Source organism: Ruegeria sp. CK1 (assembly GCF_056536545.1).
Genome location: NZ_JBQFPX010000005.1, coordinates 211,047 through 230,526, shown reverse-complemented (window position 1 = coordinate 230,526; position 19,480 = coordinate 211,047). Strand labels below are relative to the sequence as shown.

Annotated in this window: 21 protein-coding genes and 1 riboswitch; of the genes, 15 read left to right on the top strand and 6 right to left on the bottom strand. The window is 56.1% G+C overall.

The window, feature by feature from the left end; genetic code table 11:
• Positions 1 to 28 precede the first annotated feature (28 nt).
• From ACR0L3_RS13860 to trpB, 15 genes are all read left to right on the top strand, one after another.
• Positions 29 to 910, top strand: a complete 882-nt coding sequence (locus ACR0L3_RS13860; protein ID WP_480746329.1) for a hemolysin family protein — start codon at positions 29 to 31, stop codon at positions 908 to 910.
• Positions 907 to 2,403, top strand: coding sequence for an apolipoprotein N-acyltransferase (gene lnt / locus ACR0L3_RS13855; RefSeq protein WP_480746328.1), 1,497 nt, complete (start codon positions 907 to 909; stop codon positions 2,401 to 2,403). The genes ACR0L3_RS13860 and lnt overlap by 4 nt, the downstream gene beginning before the upstream one ends.
• 42 nt (positions 2,404 to 2,445) lie before the next feature.
• Positions 2,446 to 2,494, top strand: a riboswitch (SAM-SAH riboswitch).
• 5 nt (positions 2,495 to 2,499) lie between these two features.
• A complete protein-coding gene (gene metK / locus ACR0L3_RS13850; protein ID WP_480746327.1) occupies positions 2,500 to 3,681 on the top strand; it encodes a methionine adenosyltransferase in 1,182 nt (393 codons plus the stop codon).
• Between the two features lie 94 nt (positions 3,682 to 3,775).
• Entirely contained in the window at positions 3,776 to 4,489 is a 714-nt protein-coding gene (trmB, locus tag ACR0L3_RS13845) for a tRNA (guanosine(46)-N7)-methyltransferase TrmB (protein ID WP_480746326.1), read from the top strand.
• Between the two features lie 87 nt (positions 4,490 to 4,576).
• Complete coding sequence (locus ACR0L3_RS13840) at positions 4,577 to 5,650, top strand: amidohydrolase family protein (protein WP_480746325.1); 1,074 nt, start codon at positions 4,577 to 4,579, stop codon at positions 5,648 to 5,650.
• Between the two features lie 98 nt (positions 5,651 to 5,748).
• Positions 5,749 to 7,095, top strand: coding sequence for a 3-phosphoshikimate 1-carboxyvinyltransferase (aroA, locus tag ACR0L3_RS13835; RefSeq protein WP_480746324.1), 1,347 nt, complete (start codon positions 5,749 to 5,751; stop codon positions 7,093 to 7,095).
• Positions 7,092 to 7,709: a (d)CMP kinase gene (locus ACR0L3_RS13830; RefSeq protein ID WP_480746323.1), complete on the top strand. Its 618-nt coding sequence runs from the start codon at positions 7,092 to 7,094 to the stop codon at positions 7,707 to 7,709. Before aroA ends, ACR0L3_RS13830 begins: the two co-directional genes overlap by 4 nt.
• 254 nt (positions 7,710 to 7,963) lie before the next feature.
• Positions 7,964 to 8,488 carry a hypothetical protein gene (locus ACR0L3_RS13825; RefSeq protein WP_480746322.1) on the top strand — a complete coding sequence of 175 codons (525 nt, stop codon included), beginning with the start codon at positions 7,964 to 7,966 and terminating at the stop codon, positions 8,486 to 8,488.
• 189 nt (positions 8,489 to 8,677) lie between these two features.
• Positions 8,678 to 8,893 (top strand): DUF6525 family protein, encoded by a 216-nt coding sequence (locus ACR0L3_RS13820; RefSeq protein WP_480746321.1) that lies wholly within the window; start codon positions 8,678 to 8,680, stop codon positions 8,891 to 8,893.
• Positions 8,894 to 9,141: 248 nt separating this feature from the next.
• Entirely contained in the window at positions 9,142 to 10,818 is a 1,677-nt protein-coding gene (gene rpsA / locus ACR0L3_RS13815) for a 30S ribosomal protein S1 (RefSeq protein ID WP_480746319.1), read from the top strand.
• Between the two features lie 271 nt (positions 10,819 to 11,089).
• The gene (ihfB, locus tag ACR0L3_RS13810) at positions 11,090 to 11,374 is read left to right on the top strand and encodes an integration host factor subunit beta (RefSeq protein ID WP_037310872.1); all 285 of its coding nucleotides are present in this window, start codon (positions 11,090 to 11,092) and stop codon (positions 11,372 to 11,374) included.
• A gap of 6 nt (positions 11,375 to 11,380) precedes the next feature.
• Complete coding sequence (locus ACR0L3_RS13805) at positions 11,381 to 11,731, top strand: lipopolysaccharide assembly protein LapA domain-containing protein (RefSeq protein ID WP_480746398.1); 351 nt, start codon at positions 11,381 to 11,383, stop codon at positions 11,729 to 11,731.
• A 9-nt stretch (positions 11,732 to 11,740) separates the two neighbouring features.
• Positions 11,741 to 12,382, top strand: coding sequence for a phosphoribosylanthranilate isomerase (locus tag ACR0L3_RS13800; RefSeq protein WP_480746318.1), 642 nt, complete (start codon positions 11,741 to 11,743; stop codon positions 12,380 to 12,382).
• A 47-nt stretch (positions 12,383 to 12,429) separates the two neighbouring features.
• Entirely contained in the window at positions 12,430 to 12,762 is a 333-nt protein-coding gene (locus ACR0L3_RS13795; protein ID WP_480746317.1) for a hypothetical protein, read from the top strand.
• A 70-nt stretch (positions 12,763 to 12,832) separates the two neighbouring features.
• Positions 12,833 to 14,080, top strand: a complete 1,248-nt coding sequence (gene trpB, locus ACR0L3_RS13790) for a tryptophan synthase subunit beta (protein WP_480746316.1) — start codon at positions 12,833 to 12,835, stop codon at positions 14,078 to 14,080.
• Positions 14,081 to 14,162: 82 nt separating this feature from the next.
• On the opposite strand, the gene ACR0L3_RS13785 is transcribed toward trpB, so the two are convergent.
• The 6 genes from ACR0L3_RS13785 to trpA all read right to left on the bottom strand — a co-directional run bounded on the left by ACR0L3_RS13785 (position 14,163) and on the right by trpA (position 19,475).
• Positions 14,163 to 14,540, bottom strand: a complete 378-nt coding sequence (locus tag ACR0L3_RS13785) for a DUF2237 family protein (protein ID WP_480746315.1) — start codon at positions 14,538 to 14,540, stop codon at positions 14,163 to 14,165.
• 9 nt (positions 14,541 to 14,549) lie between these two features.
• Complete coding sequence (locus tag ACR0L3_RS13780) at positions 14,550 to 15,713, bottom strand: serine hydrolase domain-containing protein (protein WP_480746314.1); 1,164 nt, start codon at positions 15,711 to 15,713, stop codon at positions 14,550 to 14,552.
• 81 nt (positions 15,714 to 15,794) lie between these two features.
• Positions 15,795 to 16,475 (bottom strand): aminoacyl-tRNA hydrolase, encoded by a 681-nt coding sequence (gene pth / locus ACR0L3_RS13775; protein ID WP_480746313.1) that lies wholly within the window; start codon positions 16,473 to 16,475, stop codon positions 15,795 to 15,797.
• Between the two features lie 127 nt (positions 16,476 to 16,602).
• On the bottom strand, positions 16,603 to 17,259 hold the full coding sequence (locus ACR0L3_RS13770) for a 50S ribosomal protein L25/general stress protein Ctc (RefSeq protein WP_480746312.1): 657 nt from the start codon (positions 17,257 to 17,259) through the stop codon (positions 16,603 to 16,605).
• 121 nt (positions 17,260 to 17,380) lie between these two features.
• On the bottom strand, positions 17,381 to 18,547 hold the full coding sequence (locus ACR0L3_RS13765; RefSeq protein ID WP_480746311.1) for an alpha-hydroxy acid oxidase: 1,167 nt from the start codon (positions 18,545 to 18,547) through the stop codon (positions 17,381 to 17,383).
• A 136-nt stretch (positions 18,548 to 18,683) separates the two neighbouring features.
• The gene (gene trpA / locus ACR0L3_RS13760; protein WP_480746310.1) at positions 18,684 to 19,475 is read right to left on the bottom strand and encodes a tryptophan synthase subunit alpha; all 792 of its coding nucleotides are present in this window, start codon (positions 19,473 to 19,475) and stop codon (positions 18,684 to 18,686) included.
• Between the last annotated feature and the right edge of the window lie 5 nt (positions 19,476 to 19,480).

The following is a 19,480-nucleotide window of genomic DNA, read 5'->3' as shown; positions in this document are numbered from 1 at the left end:
ATTTTGGCCGATAATTTGGAACAGGACTATGGGCGATACAGACGGCAGTTCTATGGCGGCGCAGGGCGCGCAACCGGAGAACAGCGGTGAAAAAGAGAAAGCCGGATTTTTTTCTCGAATAGTGGACGCGTTTTCGCCGCACGGCGAGGACGAGGTCCACGAAAGCAATGGGCGCGAGGTCGACAAAGTGCAACCTCGTGGCATGATCAACCTGCGAAGGATGCGCGTTGAAGACGTTGCTATTCCAACTGCCGAGATCATTTCTGTTCCCTCGACCATCGCAAAGGACGAACTGGCGCAGGTCTTCCGTGACAGCGGGTTATCGCGAATTCCTGTTTATGAGGGCACGCTAGATACGCCTTTGGGATTTGTTCATCTCAAAGACTTTGCGCTGACCCACGGGTTCAATGGCACGTCGTCCGAATTTGATTTGGTCTCAATGCTGCGGACATTACTGTTCGTGCCGCCTTCGATGCCGATTGGTGTTCTGATGACCAAGATGCAGACCGAACGCCGCCACATGGCACTGGTGATTGACGAATACGGTGGCGTCGACGGGCTTGTGACCATCGAGGACCTGATTGAGCAGGTCGTTGGTGAAATCGCCGACGAACATGACGCGGATGAAGATCAGTTGTGGGTTCAGGAAAAACCCGGATGCTATGTGGTTCAGGCCCGCGTTCCGCTAGAAGAGTTCGAGGCCGAGATTGGGCGTTCGTTGACCAGTCACGAAGATGTGGACGAAGAAGAGATCGAAACTCTCGGTGGTCTGGTCTTCATGCTGTCGGGCCGGGTGCCTACGCGGGGCGAGGTTGTTCAGCATCCTGAAGGTCCTGAATTTGAGATCATCGATGCCGATCCGCGCCGGATCAAGCGCTTGCGCGTTATGCTTCCGGATCTCGTTGGATGAACCTTGCAAAGGGCTGGCCATTTTGGCTGAGGTTCGCGTTGGCGGCCCTGCTGGGTGCGCTGGCCGCTTTTGGGCTGGCACCATTCGGCCTGTGGGGCGCAACTCTGGTCGCTCTGGTGCTGCTGGCACCACTGTTTTTGTCGACTGAAACACGGGGCAGGGCAGCTTGGATTGGTTGGGCTTTCGCCACCGGGTATTTCGCAAATAGTCTAAGCTGGATTGTTGAGCCATTCTTTGTCGATGCAGAACGTCACGCCTGGATGGCCCCATTTGCACTGGTGCTCATGGCGGGCGGGTTGTCATTATTTTGGGCTCTTGCGTTTTGGTGTGCAAGAAAGCCGCGCGTTGATGCCGTCTCGCAGGCGATCTTTCTGGCAGTGGCAGTGTCTTTGGCGGAATTTGCCCGCGGGTATGTTCTGACAGGTTTTCCGTGGGCGGGGTTGGCGCAGGTTTGGGTCGGGACTCCTGTGGCACAGCTATTGTCCCTATTCGGGCCTTATGGGCTGGGCGCAGTGACGCTGTTGGCGACGTTGCCATTGGGCGCGGCGTTGACGCAGCGCAATGGATTTGTTGTTCCGCTTTGCCTGACTGGCGGTGCCGCCGTTTTGGTCGCGGTTTACGCCACAACGCGCCCGTCTGTTTTTGAAACTGAAAACGTAGTGCGCTTGGTCCAACCCAATGCGCCTCAACACCAGAAATGGGACCCGGACTATGCGCCGATCTTCTTTGCTCGGCAGATTGAATTCACCGCCGCACAGCCAAGGCCGGATTTGATCGTTTGGCCTGAAACCTCTGTACCTGCATGGCTGGGAAGCGCACAGCCCTATCTGGACGTTGTTGTGGATGCGGCACAAGGAACACCTGTTTTTCTTGGCATCCAACGAGGTGACGGACCGCGTATCTATAATTCGATGATCTATTTGGACGAGGCGGGCCAGCAACAAGGGCTATATGACAAGCATCACCTTGCGCCGTTCGGGGAATACGTACCATTCGGAAATTTGATGGCAAAGTTCGGTATCCATGGGATGGCCACCACGGCAGGCCATGGGTTCAGCGCTGGGCCGGGGGCCGCACTGGTGGATGCCGGCAAGCTAGGGAAGGCTTTGCCTTTGATCTGTTACGAAGCCGTTTTTACTCAGGATGTCCTGTCCGCTCCGGGTCGTGCCGATTTCCTGTTGCAGATCACCAATGACGCTTGGTTCGGGACCTGGTCAGGTCCGTATCAGCATCTCGCACAAGCACAGATGCGGGCAATCGAGCAGGGGCTGCCGATGATGCGTTCGGCCAATACCGGAGTGTCGGCGATGATTGACCCATTGGGACGAATTACCACGTCGCTGGCACTTGGCCAGGCGGGGTTCATAGATGCCAAGCTGCCTAAGCCGTTAGCTCGGACTGTATACTCCAAAGTCGGTGATCTTCCTGTCTTTGCTCTTTTGTTAGCCCTGTATGCATTGCTGTGGCGCAACGCCCGACGAGAGAACGCGTAAATACCGATTGACCCTTTGTTTAGGTCCGCGTATCCCCTCGAATGCCCGTCACAACGGCTTCCTGGCGTGATGGGGAAATCTTAATGGAGCACATTCATGTCCCGACAGAACTACACTTTTACTTCGGAGTCCGTTTCCGAAGGGCACCCGGATAAGGTTTGCGATCGTATTTCGGATGCCGTACTTGACGCCTTTCTGAATGAAGAACCCGAAGCACGCGTGGCGTGCGAAACCTTTGCTACGACCGACCGTGTCGTCATTGGTGGAGAAGTAGGTCTGTCTGATCAGGAAAAACTGCACGACTACATGGGCCGAATTGACGAGATCGCGCGCGACTGTATCAAAGATATCGGTTACGAGCAGGACAAGTTTCACCACGAGACCGTCGAGGTGACGAACCTGTTGCACGAACAATCCGCCCACATCGCACAGGGCGTTGATGCGTCTGGCAACAAGGACGAAGGTGCCGGTGATCAGGGTATCATGTTCGGGTACGCGACAACCGAAACGCCGGCCCTAATGCCTGCCCCGATCCAGTATTCCCATGCAATCCTGCGCCGTTTGGCCGAGGTCCGTAAGAACGGCACAGAACCTGCCCTGGGACCGGACGCAAAATCCCAGTTGTCGGTGATCTATCGCGATGGCAAGCCGGTCGGCGTTAGTTCCATCGTGCTGTCGACCCAGCATCTGGATGAGTCACTGACGTCAGACGACATTCGCGCCATCGTCGCGCCCTACATCACCGAAACCCTGCCTCATGGCTGGTTGACTGCCGAGACCGAGTGGCACGTCAACCCGACCGGCAAGTTCGTCATCGGCGGCCCGGATGGCGATGCGGGCCTGACCGGTCGCAAGATCATTGTAGACACCTATGGTGGTGCAGCCCCGCACGGCGGTGGCGCATTCTCGGGTAAAGATCCGACGAAGGTGGACCGTTCGGCAGCCTATGCCGCGCGCTATCTGGCCAAGAACGTGGTCGCCTCAGGCATGGCCGACCGCTGCACTATCCAATTGAGCTATGCGATTGGTGTATCCAAACCCCTATCGATTTACGCCGACACGCACGGAACCGGTCAGATCGCTGACGCCGTGATCGAAAAGGCCGTTGGGCAGGTGATGGATCTTACCCCGCGCGGTATTCGTGAGCATCTGCAGTTAAATAAGCCGATCTACCAGCGCACCGCAGCCTACGGCCATTTCGGACGCCAGCCAGATGCGGATGGCGGTTTCAGCTGGGAACGCACTGATCTGGCCGACGCGCTGAAATCAGCGGTCTGATTCAAAATAAACTAAAGCGCGTCGAAACCGGCGCGCTTTTTTCGTTGTCGCACTGGGGTTGCAACACTGCGACCTGCGCAGTATGGGCACCGCCATGAGTACCCAGACACCACAACGCCCTCGCAGAAACTTCTATGGCCGCTTGAAGGGCAAGACCTTGAAGCAGAGTCAAAAGACGTATCTGAGCGAAGACCTCGACGCCCTGTCGCCTGGCGCGGTGGATTGGGAGACCAACCCCGAACGCAATCCGCTAGACCTGCAAGCTTTGTTTGGTGGCAAGGATGTCTGGCTTGAGGTCGGCTTTGGCGGCGGCGAGCATTTGGTTCATCAAGCCGCCAACAATCCCGATATCGGCATCATAGGGGCCGAACCTTACATCAACGGCGTCGCCATGCTGCTGGGCAAAATCCGCAAGGCAGGCGTTGAAAACCTTGCCGTACATCCCGGTGATGCGCGTGACCTGTTCGACGTGCTGCCCGAGGCCAGCATCTCGCGCGCCTTTCTTTTGTATCCCGACCCATGGCCCAAGACGCGGCACCATCGTCGCCGCTTTGTGACACAGGAACATTTGGAGCCGCTGGCCCGCGTGCTAAAGCCGGGCTCGATCTTTCGTGTAGCGACTGACATTCCCGACTATGTTCGCCAAACGCTGGAAGAGGTTCCGCGCGCCGGATTTGAATGGTTGGCTGAGCGTCCGACAGACTGGCGCGAGCCGTGGGATGATTGGATGTCCACACGATATGAACAGAAGGCGCTGCGTGAAGGTCGGACACCACATTACCTGACCTTCCGGCGGACCGGGGCCTGATCCGCGTCAAATTTCTGTAATCCTGATCGCTATGTTAAGCTGAGCGCGCCAGCGTTTATTTTTAGCATACGTTTTTTCAGGGTTATCATGTCTGACATTCAGATCACGAACTGCCACACGCATTTATTTCACTCGTGCCATGTGCCCGAGGACTATCCGTATCCGGCGCTAAAACCGTTCAAAAAGATGCCTTGGCTGATAAAGGCACTGTCTTTCGGCGCGCGCCTGATTGGGCAACATGCAGTCGCTGAAAAGCTGGATCGTTTGTACCGCTTCCAACAAGAGACGGACGAAGACAGTCAGCGCGATATTCTGGACAATCTACGTCGACACTATCCCGGTAACACCCGTTTCGTTGTTTTGCCAATGGAGATGTCGGCCTTTGGGTTCGGCGCGCCAGAGGTGCTACTTAGTGCGCAACATGACGAGTTGGCCAAACTGTCTGGCGATCCAGAAGTCGGTCGTTCCGTGATCCCTTTTGCAACGATTGACCCGCGCGCTGATCCACAGGCAAGGGAACTCTGGCGCGCGATAGACGACCTTAGATTCCGTGGTGTAAAGCTCTATCCGCGATTGGGCTTTGCACCCAACGACCCAGTTCTGATGCAGCACGTGTATCCGCGCCTAGAGGAAATGAACCTTCCCGTGATGTCGCACTGTTCGCGTGGTGGTGTGCAGGGACGCAATCTTTCGGACTATTGGGCTGACCGCTACACGGAACCGGACGCCTTTATTCCGGTAATGCGCGCGCATCCCAAGCTTCGGGTTTGCCTAGCGCATTTTGGAGGGCAGCGCGATTGGGATGCTTACGTCAACCCGGATCGTGAGAACCCTTTGGAGGATGCGTTCAACCGGAACTGGCAGGTCGCTATACGACGTATGATCGGCAGCGGAGACTATCCAGGTCTGTGGACCGACATTTCGTATACACTCTTCCAGTTCGAGGATTACGCCCCGTTCTTGCGCATCTTCCTGACGGGCGATGATCAGGCGAGTGAGCGCCTAAGGTCTCGGGTACTGTTCGGATCGGATTACTACATGACACGACAAGAGGCGCTGTCGGAAAAGGCGGTTTGTATCCGATTGCGAAATGCGCTGGGAGAAGAGATCTTCCGGCAGATCGCCGAAGAAAATCCTGCAAAATGGCTAGGGGAGGCCTGACAGACGGTTTCGCGTCAAAGCGACGCCGCATTGCTGCTGGACCATCCGCCCCCAATTCGCTAATCGGCTTGAGCACTGATAGCGCAAAAGGAGCCTCCATGTCCGGACACGGCACGCCCATCCCGATGACCTCGCATCCCTGCGGCCCGCTGACTGGCACAGCAGAGGTGCCGGGTGACAAGTCGATCTCCCACCGGTCCTTGATCCTAGGCGCGATGGCGGTTGGCGAAACCAAGATTTCGGGCCTGCTAGAGGGCGAAGATGTTCTAGATACAGCCAAAGCGATGCGTGCATTCGGTGCCGAGGTGACTGATCACGGCAACGGTGAATGGACGGTGCATGGTGTGGGTGTCGGCGGTTTTGCTGAACCCGATCAGGTGATCGACTGCGGAAATTCGGGCACGGGCGTGCGGCTAATCATGGGCGCAATGGCAACCTGTCCTATCACCGCGACTTTCACGGGGGATGCTAGTCTAAACAAACGCCCTATGGCTCGGGTCACCGATCCGCTGGAACTTTTCGGCACGCAATCGGTAGGCCGTTCGGGTGGGCGATTGCCGATGACTATCGTAGGTGCGGCAGAACCCGTGCCAGTGCGTTATGAAGTTCCAGTGCCGTCAGCACAGGTGAAATCTGCCGTTCTGCTGGCCGGTTTGAATGCACCGGGCAAGACCGTTGTGATCGAGAAAGAGGCAACGCGAGACCACTCCGAGCGGATGCTGGCGGGCTTTGGTGCTGAAATCACCGTCGAAGATACTGATGAGGGTCGGGTTATAACGCTAACCGGTCGCCCCGAGTTGAAACCGCAAGTCATCGCTGTACCGCGTGATCCGTCCAGCGCGGCCTTTCCTGTGTGTGCGGCCTTGATCACGCCGGGCTCGGACGTGTTGGTGCCCGGTATCGGCCTGAACCCGACACGGGCAGGCTTGTTTACCACGCTGCGCGAGATGGGCGCCGATCTTACCTATGAGAACGAGCGCGAAGAGGGTGGTGAACCTGTTGCCGACCTGCGTGCCAAATACTCGCCCAACATGAAGGGTATCAACGTGCCGCCTGAGCGTGCGGCTTCGATGATCGACGAATATCCGGTTCTGTCCGTGGTCGCAGCAAATGCCACTGGCACCACGATGATGGGTGGAGTGAAAGAGCTGCGCGTCAAAGAAAGCGACCGGATCGACGCCATGGCAAAAGGTCTGCGCGCCAATGGCGTTACCGTAGATGAGGGCGAAGAATGGTGGTCGGTCGAAGGGCTGGGCATTGGCAACGTCCCCGGCGGCGGCACCTGCGAAAGCTTTCTGGATCACCGCATCGCCATGTCATTCATGGTGATGGGCATGGGTGCGAAAACTCCGGTTTCCGTAGATGACGGTGGACCCATCGCGACCTCATTCCCGATTTTTGAACCTCTGATGGCGGCGTTGGGTGCCAAGGTCGAACGTGCATGAGTTTTACGGTCGCCATTGACGGCCCAGCAGCGGCTGGCAAGGGAACGATATCCAAGGGGGTCGCAGCGCATTTTGGCTTTGCGCATCTGGATACGGGTTTGCTGTACCGAGCTGTTGGTCGTCGGACGCTAGAAGGGATGGGTCCAATCGAGGCTGCAAAGGCACTGACCTCTGATGAACTAGAGCAAGGGGATTTGCGGACGGCTCAGATTGCTCAGGCGGCTTCGAAAGTCGCAGTGATACCTGAGGTTCGCGCAGCCTTGGTGGACTTCCAACGCGCCTTTGCCCGGCGGGACGGAGGAGCGGTTCTGGATGGGCGCGATATTGGAACGGTGATTTGTCCAGAGGCCGAAGTTAAGCTTTTCGTAACCGCAAGTGCTGAGGTTCGGGCGGAACGCCGCTTTCTGGAATTGAGTGCCAAGGGTGCAGACGTCACGCCCGAGCAGGTGTTGTCCGATGTGCGTGAGCGTGACGCGCGGGACGCCGAGCGCAGCACCGCACCTATGAAACCTGCCGATGACGCGGTTCTGTTGGACACGTCTGACCTGAGTATTGATGCGGCGCTGGCTCAGGCCGTGGCGTTAGTTGAACACAGGCGCACCGCGGCTCGATAGTACCGCGGAGCAGGGCGACGATCGGGTGCTATAGATCAAAGCGTTCATTCGTTTTCAGGATCGGGTCGGCGTGTAGGCCAACCGATGCAACAAAGCTCATTGGCCGGTTCTGAGTGAGCTGTTGCAGCGAGCATGACAAACCCTGCAGATCGTGCGGAACCGTGGCTACGCAAGACATACTCTTCACCAAGCTGTGTTTGGTCAGAGCCCGAATGGGTTTCTATGGTTGATGTGTATCCTGCAGGAGAGACGCGATGATCCGACTAGCCATGATGTTGATTTTTCTGGCCGGAGGTCTGGCAGCACAGGAAAATCCCGAGACAGAGCCCCCAATGGACTACGAACGCTTGGGCAAGATTATCTTTGCGCTCGACCCCGAAGCGCAACCCCAAGGTCCCGGCTTTCAACTGATGGTTTCAGATGTCCCGGTGCTGGTGATCACGGACCCTAACGCGGACAGAATGCGTGCTATGGTTCCGATCCGTAGCGCCGAAGGTCTTACGACTGAAGACATGCAGCGTATGATGCAGGCCAATTTCGATACAGCTTTGGACGCGCGCTATGCGATTGCCAATGGGACATTATGGGCCGCGTTTATTCACCCATTGTCGCCGCTGGAAAAGGATCAACTCATCTCAGGGTTGGCGCAGACCGTGAACATCGCAAAGACCTATGGTTCGCTATATTCCGGCGGAGCGCAGCAATTTGGTGGTGGTGACAGCGGGAACTTGCAACGCGAATTGATCGAGGAGCTGCTGAAGAAGGGCGAAGAAATCTGAACCTGCCTACCTTTTAGGTAAGAACGCCTTGTACCCATTTTTATATTATGTGATATCATCACAAAGGGTGAAGGCGGAGTGCATTCATTGCAAGTTCAACGATGTGCTGCCAGCGGCGGTCAAGTGGCCAGAGGCGGCGTGAGAAAAGGGCGCAATTTAAGCAGCACCTTGAAGCGGCGTCGGCGACGTATGTCTCCAATGCAAGCCTTTGACGCTTTACCGCCAGAGCTTAGGCGCTGGCTTGCTGCTGCCTGTCTTCCTTGGAGCGCAGAATCGGCTCGGAAAATCTGGAACGCAGCAGGTGGTTCTACGAATCCAGAAAACGCCATATCCCGGCTGAACGTCATTGAACGGTCGATGTTGCAGAAGGACGCCCGTATTTGGCAGAGCACTAACAGCCGTTAATGCGCCGAACACCCAGCATTTATTGGTATAGCACTTGCACATTCCGGGAATTCGGCCTATACGCGCGCTGTCTGAACAAGGGCGGTTAACGTCTGGATGACGTATCTGAGCAGGGCCGGGTTACCTCGGCCCTTTGTGTTTGTTTGCTCATATGCGTTCCGGGTCACGCCTGAGGACATCATGAATCAAGACCGGCGGAGACAACCGCTCGGCCAGTAAAAACGTTATGTAAAGGAAAACAACGCCACATGGCTAACGCATCCATGGAGGAATTCGAAGCCCTCCTGAATGAAAGCTTCGAAATGGACACACCCGAAGAGGGTTCTGTTGTCAAAGGCAAGGTTCTGGCGATCGAAGCCGGCCAAGCCATCATCGACGTAGGCTACAAAATGGAAGGCCGCGTTGATCTGAAAGAATTCGCAAATCCCGGCGAAGCCCCTGAAATCGCTGTTGGTGACGAGGTCGAAGTTTACCTGCGCGCCGCAGAAAACGCCCGTGGCGAAGCCGTCATCTCGCGCGAGATGGCCCGCCGTGAAGAGGCATGGGACCGTCTGGAAAAAGCATATGCCGACGACCAGCGCGTCGAAGGTGCAATCTTTGGTCGCGTCAAAGGTGGCTTCACCGTCGATCTGGGTGGCGCAGTTGCGTTCCTGCCCGGCTCGCAGGTTGACGTCCGCCCCGTGCGCGACGCTGGCCCGCTGATGGGTCTGAAGCAGCCGTTCCAGATTCTGAAAATGGACCGCCGCCGTGGCAACATCGTTGTTTCGCGTCGCGCCATCCTGGAAGAATCGCGTGCCGAACAGCGTGCCGAAGTTATCGGCAACCTGTCCGAAGGTCAGACCGTCGAGGGTGTCGTCAAAAACATCACCGAATACGGTGCATTCGTTGACCTGGGCGGCGTTGACGGCCTGTTGCACGTCACTGACATGGCATGGCGCCGTGTGAACCACCCGTCCGAGATCCTGACGATCGGCGAAACCATCAAGGTTCAGGTCATCAAGATCAACAAAGACACTCACCGTATCAGCCTGGGCATGAAGCAGCTGCAGGAAGATCCCTGGGATCTGGTTGCTGCCAAGTACCCGCTGGGCTCGGTTCATCAGGGTCGCGTCACCAACATCACCGACTACGGCGCGTTCGTCGAGCTGGAAGCTGGTGTCGAAGGTCTGGTGCACGTGTCCGAGATGTCCTGGACCAAGAAAAACGTACACCCCGGCAAGATCGTTTCGACCAGCCAGGAAGTCGACGTCATGGTTCTGGAAATCGACGGCGCCAAGCGTCGCGTGTCTCTGGGCCTGAAGCAGACTCAGCGCAACCCATGGGAAGTGTTTGCAGAAACACACCCCGAGGGCACCGAGGTCGAAGGCGAAGTCAAGAACATCACCGAATTCGGCCTGTTCATTGGCCTCGAAGGCGACATCGACGGCATGGTCCACCTGTCGGACCTGTCCTGGGACGAGCGTGGCGAGGATGCGATCCAGAACTACCGCAAAGGCGACATGGTTTCGGCCGTCGTTTCGGAAGTTGACGTCGAAAAAGAGCGTATCTCGCTGTCGATCAAAGCCCTGGGCGGTGACAAGTTCGCCGAAGCCGTGGGCGGCGTGAAGCGTGGCTCTGTCATCACCGTTGAAGTGACTGCAATCGAAGACGGCGGCATCGAGGTCGAGTACGAAGGCATGAAGTCGTTCATCCGTCGTTCGGACCTGTCGCGTGACCGTGCTGAGCAGCGCCCTGAGCGTTTCTCGGTTGGTGACAAGGTCGACGTCCGCGTCACCAACGTTGACAGCAAAACCCGCCGTCTGGGTCTGTCGATCAAGGCACGCGAAATCGCCGAAGAGAAAGAGGCCGTGGAACAGTACGGTTCCTCCGACTCGGGCGCATCGCTGGGCGATATCCTTGGTGCAGCGCTGAAATCGGGCGACTAAGCCCGGTGCGCATCCCGAACAAGATTTTCGGCCTCGCACGCAAGTGCGGGGCCGTTTTTGTTGCGAATCAATATGTTCCGAATTCCGGACTTTATTAACCTGTGGTTTACGCATTAGGCGGATAATTCCCGCTCACAAGCAAAAAAACGCGTGAGAATGTGGGAAAATCAAGGCTTTGCACCCAGAGTCGACGTTCCCCCGAACCCGGTTTTTTTCTATACTGTCCAAATAACTAGAGATGGCTAACCAGTCGCCTGGGAGGGTAACGCTTATGATCCGTTCAGAACTGATTCAGAAAATCGCCGATGAAAACCCGCATCTTTATCAACGCGATGTCGAGCGGATTGTGAATACTGTGTTCGAAGAGGTGACTGACGCAATGGCGCGTGGTGACCGTGTGGAACTGCGCGGCTTCGGTGCCTTTTCGGTCAAGCAGCGTGACGCGCGTGTCGGCCGCAACCCTCGCACTGGCGAGACAGTTCAAGTCGAAGAAAAATGTGTGCCGTTTTTCAAAACTGGGAAGTTGCTTAGGGATCGGTTGAACGGTAAAGCCTAGGGCATGATGCGCTACCTTCGATATGCTTTTCTTGCGGTCCTCGGGATCGTGTTGATTTCTGTTTCTCTGGCAAATCGTGAAACAGTTGAACTGACGCTGATGCCTGAGCCTTTTGCCGAGCTTTTGGGCTTTAACCTCAGCACATCGCTGCCGTTGTTCGTGGTCGTGCTGGGTGGTGTCGTCGCGGGCCTGATCATCGGGTTCCTGTGGGAGTGGCTGCGCGAGCATAAACATCGCCGGGATGCATCGGTGAAGAAAAGCGAAGTGCGCAAGCTTGAGCGTGAGGTCAAAAAGCTCAAGAAAAAGCAGAACGAAGGTCAGGATGAAGTGTTGGCCCTTCTTGATGAGGCCAGCTGAGTCAGCGCAATGCCAGAAGTGTCTGTCAAAATCTGCGGCCTAACCGCACCAGATCACGTGCGTTCTGCAGTGGATGCGGGCGCGCGCTATTTGGGATTTAACTTCTTCCCCAAGTCGCCCCGGTACGTTTCACCTGAACAGGCTGCTGAATTGATGGCTTCAGTACCGGTTGGTGTGGCCAAGGTGGCTTTGGTTGTGAATGCCACGGATGAACTGCTTGACAGCATCACGCGAACTGCACCTTTCGACATGCTGCAACTGCATGGCACCGAGACAGTTGAGCGAGTGCGGGAGGTCAAGGATCGCTATGGTCTGCCTGTGATGAAGGTTGTTGGTGTTGCCGACGCCGAGGACTTGGCGGCAATCGACGTCTACAGTGATGTGGCCGATCAACTTCTCATTGACGCGAAAGCCCCAAAAAACGCGGTATTGCCGGGTGGAAACGGATTGGCGTTTGATTGGCGTCTATTGGCTGGGCGCAAGTACTGGCGCAAACCGTGGATGTTGGCTGGAGGGCTGACTCCGGACAACGTGGCCGAAGCGATAAAGGTGACCGGTGCCCAGCAGGTCGATGTTGCATCAGGCGTGGAAAGCGCGCCGGGTGTTAAAGACGCGAGCCTTATCCAAGCTTTTATCGACGCCACGCGGTGATCTGATTACGCGGTGGTTGCGTATCTCCGTTAGGGGAGGGCGCAACCATGCTAGCAGCAATTGGCGGGGTGTCGTTAAAGCACTGGTATTACGGGCCGGAATTGTTCTGGCGCGCCCATCAGGCGCTGATACAGGCGCGAGGTGATCCGCTGTGCTTACGGGCAGATGTGTTCCAACATGAAGGGTTGTATTTTTCACTGAGCGTCTGGCACGACGCTGAGGCCATGCTGACATTTGCGCATTCTGGTCCACATCGCCGTGTCGCGCAGGCGGCTTCGAGACTGGCAAATGTAAGTGAGTTCCACCATTTTCACTGTATTGCCGTGCCTACCAGAGAACAGGCGTTACAAGTCTGGGCGCAGCATTTTGAAGCGGCATAATGATACGTTTTGGCATGGCAAATCCTGTCGCCACCACCTATGAACAACGGGTACGACGAGGGAGACACCCATGGCCAACGATCTTTTCAATTCCTTCATGTCCGGCCCTGACGAAAAGGGCCGCTTTGGTATCTTCGGCGGAAGGTTCGTCAGCGAAACGCTGATGCCTCTGATCCTGTCGCTGGAAGAGGAATATGAGAAAGCCAAGGATGACCCGACTTTCTGGGCCGAGATGGATGATCTGTGGGCGAACTACGTGGGTCGTCCTTCACCGCTGTACTACGCTGAACGTCTGACTCAGCATCTGGGTGGCGCGAAAATCTACCTCAAGCGAGATGAGCTGAACCACACAGGCGCGCACAAGATCAACAACGTTCTGGGTCAGATTATTCTTGCGCGCCGCATGGGTAAAACCCGGATCATTGCCGAGACCGGTGCAGGCCAGCACGGAGTAGCCACTGCCACTGTCTGCGCCAAATTTGGCCTGAAATGTGTGGTCTATATGGGCGCACATGACGTACAGCGCCAAGCGCCGAACGTGTTCCGCATGCGCCTCTTAGGGGCGGAAGTGATTCCCGTAACCTCCGGCCGCGGCACGCTGAAAGACGCAATGAATGACGCGCTACGAGATTGGGTGACCAATGTGCGAGACACGTTCTACTGCATCGGTACTGTTGCCGGCCCGCATCCCTATCCGGCTATGGTTCGCGACTTCCAGTCGATCATCGGCAAGGAAGCCAAAGAACAGATGATGAAGGCTGAAGGCCGCTTGCCTGACACGATCATCGCGGCAATCGGTGGCGGCTCGAATGCGATGGGTTTGTTCCACCCGTTCCTGGACGACAACGACGTTAATATCATTGGCGTCGAAGCTGGTGGTAAGGGCGTGAACGAAAAGATGGAGCATTGCGCTTCGCTGACAGGTGGCCGCCCAGGCGTGCTGCACGGCAACCGGACCTATCTGCTACAGGACGACGATGGGCAAATTTTGGAAGGTTATTCGATCTCAGCTGGTCTGGACTATCCGGGTATCGGACCAGAGCATTCCTGGCTGCATGATATCGGTCGGGCGAACTATGTTTCGATCACCGATAAAGAGGCGCTGGAAGCGTTCCAGCTATGCTGCGCGACCGAAGGCATCATTCCCGCGCTGGAACCCTGCCATGCACTGGCGCATGTGATGAAAATCGCTCCGGATTTGCCCGAGGACCATCTGATTTGCATGAACATGTGTGGACGCGGTGACAAGGACGTTCAGACAGTCGCCAAATATCTGAACTTCGATATGTCGGACACCGAAGGCCGCACGGCAGATTAACAGATCGCTAGTTCTAGAAATTTTTAACCCCCATCTGAAGACAGGTGGGGGTTTTAACTTGCCCAGCCGATTGGCCGGAGGATCAGGCTTTGTCAGCGGCGTACTGCGTAAGAATATCCAGTGGAACCACATCCAGCGCCCGCTGATGGGTTGCTTCAAGATGCACTTTCGGTGCACAGCCCTCATCATGCGCCTGCAGGAAACGTCCAGCGCACAAGCACCAGCTGTCACCGGCTTTCAGTCCGGGGAAATTGAACTCTGGGCGCGGGGTGCTGAGATCGTTTCCCACATATTTGGAAAAGGCCAGAAACTCAGCCGTCATCACTGCACACACCGTATGGCTTCCCTGATCCTCGGGGCAAGTATTGCAGGCACCATCGCGAAAGAACCCAGTCAGTGGATCACGCGAACATGGGGCGAGTACCCCGCCAAATACATTGATACTGTCTTGTTTTTGCATGGGGATATCTTACAGGCTTTCAGCGATTTTGCGGAACATTTCTATGTTGGCTTCGTTTATGCCCGGATCTCGGAACTGACGGTCTGCGCCTGTTGTTACAATCAGGACGCCGCGTGGTTGGTCGAAATATATGTATTGGCCGTAAACGCCTCGAGCCAGAAATTCGCCCTCATGCGCACCAATCGGAATCCACCATTGGTAGCCATAGCCGATTTTTCCAGCTTCGGTCGGAGCGCTGGGTAAAACGGATTCGGCAATCCATTCTTCTGGCACCAACTGCGTACCGTTGTAGGTGCCGTTTTGCAGGATCATCTGACCGAACCGAGCGAAATCTCGGGTGGTGAAATTAAGGCCGCCCAACACAAATGCGACCCCGGCACCGTCGGTCACATAGTAGCCGTCGTATTCCAACCCCAAGGGTTGGATGATCTTCTCGGTCAGCAGTTCGGTCACACTGCGCCCGGTTGCACCTCGGATCACCATGCCGATGACGTGTGTGTCGATCGATACGTATTGCCAAGCCTCACCCGGTGCAACGAAGGTGTCCTGTAGCGACGCCGCGAAGTCGTCCAACTCCCCGCCCAAGGCAACAACCCGGCCCATGCGGTTGATGTCAGAGTTGGGGTCGAAATAATCCTCGTTGAAGGTGACACCGCTTGCCATGTTCAGAACATTTCGGATCGTTGCTCCGTCATATGCGGTGCCCTCCAATTTAGGAGCGTATTTAACTACGGGATCGTCCAGCGACTCGATTGCACCTTCGGCCAGCAAAACACCGAATAAGGCGGACAGATAGCTTTTTGCCACTGACCACGAAATACGCCGATCTTCGGGGCTGGTATCCAAATAATATTCTTCGAACCTTATCTGTCCGTCCTGCATCACCAGCAGCGAAGTTACTGCACGATCTTCGATCCACGTGTCGATACCTGCAGGCAGTTCAAAACCAGGACCATAAGAGAGTTCGGATGTCGGGCCATCGCCACGCGGCAAATTTACCGTCAGGAAGGCTTCATCCATGTTTGAGAAGTTGTGAACGATCTTTTCTTCAGAAAACAAAGAGTTCACTGCCATTAAGCGTTGAAGCTCTTCGCGTTTCCAAAACCCAACAACAACTGCAGCCAACACCAGCATCAGGAGGATGCGCAGCACCCATTTCAACACAGCTTTCATGTTTGCCTCTCCTATCCCTGCTGTATTGGAACTCGTGTCACGTCATTCTTCAATTGAGACGTTACGGCAAAGTGGTCAGTGCTACTTAAACTTGTCCAGCAGCTTTTGCATGGCCGTGCGCTCGTCAGCTTCTGGCGTAGGCGCGGGGTTCCCTGCTGGCTTGGATGCCTCAACGGGTGTTTTTGATGATCGAGGAGGGGCCGTGCGTAGGGCAACTGCATTCATAAACTTGCCGCCATCTCCGTCTGCCAGATAAGCTGCACCATCTGACACGCCACGCAGTACGTCATCCAGCCAATCCGCATCAGCTTTGGCAAAATCGCTGAGAACGTAGGGCGAAACCATTTCTTTCTGGCCCGGATGACCGATCCCCAAACGTACCCGGTCATACGCCGGGCTGATGTGTTCGTGGATTGAGCGTAAACCGTTGTGCCCCGCGTGTCCGCCGCCTGCCTTGACGCGCACCTTGCCGGGGGCAAGGTCTAACTCGTCGTGAAAAACAGTTACGTCGGTCGAGTCCAACTTATAGAACCGCATCGCTTCGCCCACGGACTGGCCCGAGAGGTTCATGAAAGTTTGCGGTTTGACCAGCAACACCTTGTCGCTTCCAAGCCGCCCGTCGGCGATCTCAGCCTGGAACTTGGATCTCCACGGACTAAACCCGTGATCCTCAGCGATCCGGTCTACGGCCATGAAGCCGATATTGTGCCGGTTGCGGGCGTATTTCGATCCCGGGTTCCCCAAGCCGACAAACAGTTTCATTGTCTCGTCCTTGTCCGATGTACGTGGTTGATGGCACGAAATGCCACCCGTTTTCCAGCCCATGTACCAAAAGAAAACGGGGCCCGATTTAGGCCCCGTTTCAAATTCCGGAATGTCGAGTCCGGAGTTATTCTTCTGCTTCTTCCTGACCGACGACTTCAACTTCGTCAGCTGCAACTTCTTCGCCTTCTTCCTCATCGTCGCTGGACGACAGGCCGGTCGGCGCCGAAACGTTTGCAATCACAAAGTCACGGTCGATGGTCGGCTTGGTGCCCTCGGGCAGGTCAACCGCCGAGATGGTGACAACGTCGTTGATCTCCATGCCGGTCACGTCGACGGTGATCTTCTCAGGAATGTCACCGGCGGTGCACATCAGTTCGACTTCGGGGCGGACAACGGTCAGAACGCCGCCTTTTTTGATGCCGGGTGCTTCTTCTTCGTTGATGAACTCAACCGGGATGAACAGCGCGATCTTGGTGGTCCGACGCAGGCGCATAAGGTCCAGGTGGGTCGGCAGGTCTTTGACGACGTCACGCTGAACGTCACGACAGATAACGCGAACGTCTTCGTGGCCTTCAACCTTCAGGTTCCACAGGGTCGACTTGAACCGACCTGCTTTCAGGCGCTTGAACAGTTCGTTAAACGGAATCTGAATCGCCAGCGGGTCTTTGTCGCCACCGAATACAACGCCCGGAACCATGCCGTCGCGGCGTGTTTGACGAGCGGCGCCCTTGCCTGTCCCCGTCCGTTCCAGAGCTACGAGATCAGGAATCTCACCAGCCATGATAAATCTCCAATGTTAGGGCGGGCATCCTCCAAGGCTGTATGCCCGCGTGAAGCCGCGTCCTTAGCTTGATTCATTGTATTTGGAAAGGGCTTTTTGCCCTTTTGTTTCTATGTCTAGGTCAACGCTGCCAGCGGCCGCCGAAGTCTTCGGGGATCAGCAGGTTATGTAGACCCAAGTCGCCGACATTACGCTCACCGCACAGCGCCATTGTTGTGTCCAACTCTTTTTGAATGACATCCAGTGCGGTGGTCACACCCTTTTGCCCCATCGCACCCAGTCCGTAGACAAAGGCGCGGCCGATATAGGTGCCCTTGGCCCCCATTGCGAGGGCTTTTAGAACGTCTTGGCCCGACCGGATACCACTGTCCAAATGAACCTCGATGTCGTCTCCGACTGCATCCATGATTTGCGATAGCATGCGAATAGAACTGAGCGCACCGTCCAGTTGGCGACCGCCGTGGTTCGAGACGATGATGGCATCGGCACCAAGTTTCGCGGCCATTTTTGCGTCTTCAGCATCCAGAATGCCCTTGAGGATGACCTTGCCCCCCCATTCATCCATCAGTTTTTCGACTTTGCCCCAGTCGAGGCTGGGGTCAAACTGTTCGGCTGTCCAAGCACCTAATGAAGAGGCGTCCGAAATACCCTCTACATGGCCAACAATATTACCGAACTCACGTCTTTGCGCGCCCAACATCTCGATACCCCATGACCATTTGGTCATCAGGTTCGCGATGGTTTTGGCCGTCAGCTTCGGAGGTGCGGACAATCCGTTTTTAAGATCTTTGTGCCGTTGACCCAGGATTTGCAGGTCTAGCGTAATCACCAGTGCCGAGCATTTAGCATCCTTCGCGCGCTGGATCAGGCGGCTGACATAGTCCTGGTCCTTCATCGTATAAAGTTGGAACCAGAACGGCTTGTTTGTGTTCTCTGCCACATCTTCGATCGAGTTGATCGACATGGTGGATAAGGTGAACGGTACGCCGAATTCTTCGGCTGCTTTGGCGGCTTTAATCTCTCCGTCCGCGTGCTGCATACCCGTCAGACCGACCGGGGCCAGCGCCACCGGCATCGCGACATCTTCACTGATCATCTGTGAAGCGGTCGAGCGCCCAGCCATGTCCACTGCTACCCGTTGCCGAAGGCGAATATCAGAGAAATCCGTACTGTTTTCGCGAAAGGTTTGTTCGGTCCAACTGCCGCTTTCGGCATAGTCGTAGAACATGCGGGGAACGCGACGTTCATAGATTTGCCGAAGGTCTTCGATAGTAGTGATTACGGGCATGAACCAAGGCCTTTAGTTGAGTGGTTAACTATTTCTAATGGGGCACCCCGTGCGGTGCAATCAGATGCACGTCTGATAAACCGCAGCGGACCAAGCGCCTGCTGCGGTTTTGCTGATTGGAGTTTTCGTCAAAAGATCAGGCTGAGTGTGCGCCGTCGGCCAGACTTCTGACAAAGTCCAGAACCTCGGTCACGGGTTTGCCCGCGGCGATCTGGCTGACAATGGCCGACCCGACTACCGCACCATCGGCCACGCTGGCGATGGCCTGGGATTTCTCGGGCGTGTTGATCCCAAAACCCACAATCACTGGCAGGTCTGTTGCGGATTTGATCCGAGCCACTTCAGGGCCAACATTCGTTGCCTGCGCCTCGGCCGCGCCAGTGATGCCGGTGATTGAAACGTAGTATACGAAGCCCGATGTGTTCTGCAGAACGCGGGGCAGGCGCTTGTCATCGGTGGTCGGTGTCGCCAGGCGGATGAAGTTCAGCCCTGCGGCCTGGGCGGGCAGGCACAATTCTTCATCTTCTTCCGGAGGTAGGTCGACCACGATCAGACCGTCGATACCTGCGGCTTTGGCGTCGGCCAGAAACGTATCAACGCCGCGGTTGTAGATCGGGTTGTAGTAGCCCATCAGTACAATCGGTGTAGTGTCGTCCGTTTCACGGAACGCGCGTGCCAGTTCCAGTGTCTTTTCCAGGGTCATACCCTGTTCCAGCGCCCGTTGACCGGCCGCCTGAATGGTCGGGCCGTCTGCCATGGGATCCGTAAATGGAAGGCCCAGTTCTATCACGTCGACCCCCGCGCCCGGCAAACCTTTTACGACCTCAAGCGAGGTATCGAAATCGGGGTCGCCCGCCATGATATAAGCTACAAAAGCCTTTTTCCCTTCGGCTTTCAGGGCGGCGAACTTGGCGTCAATACGGGTCATCTGCA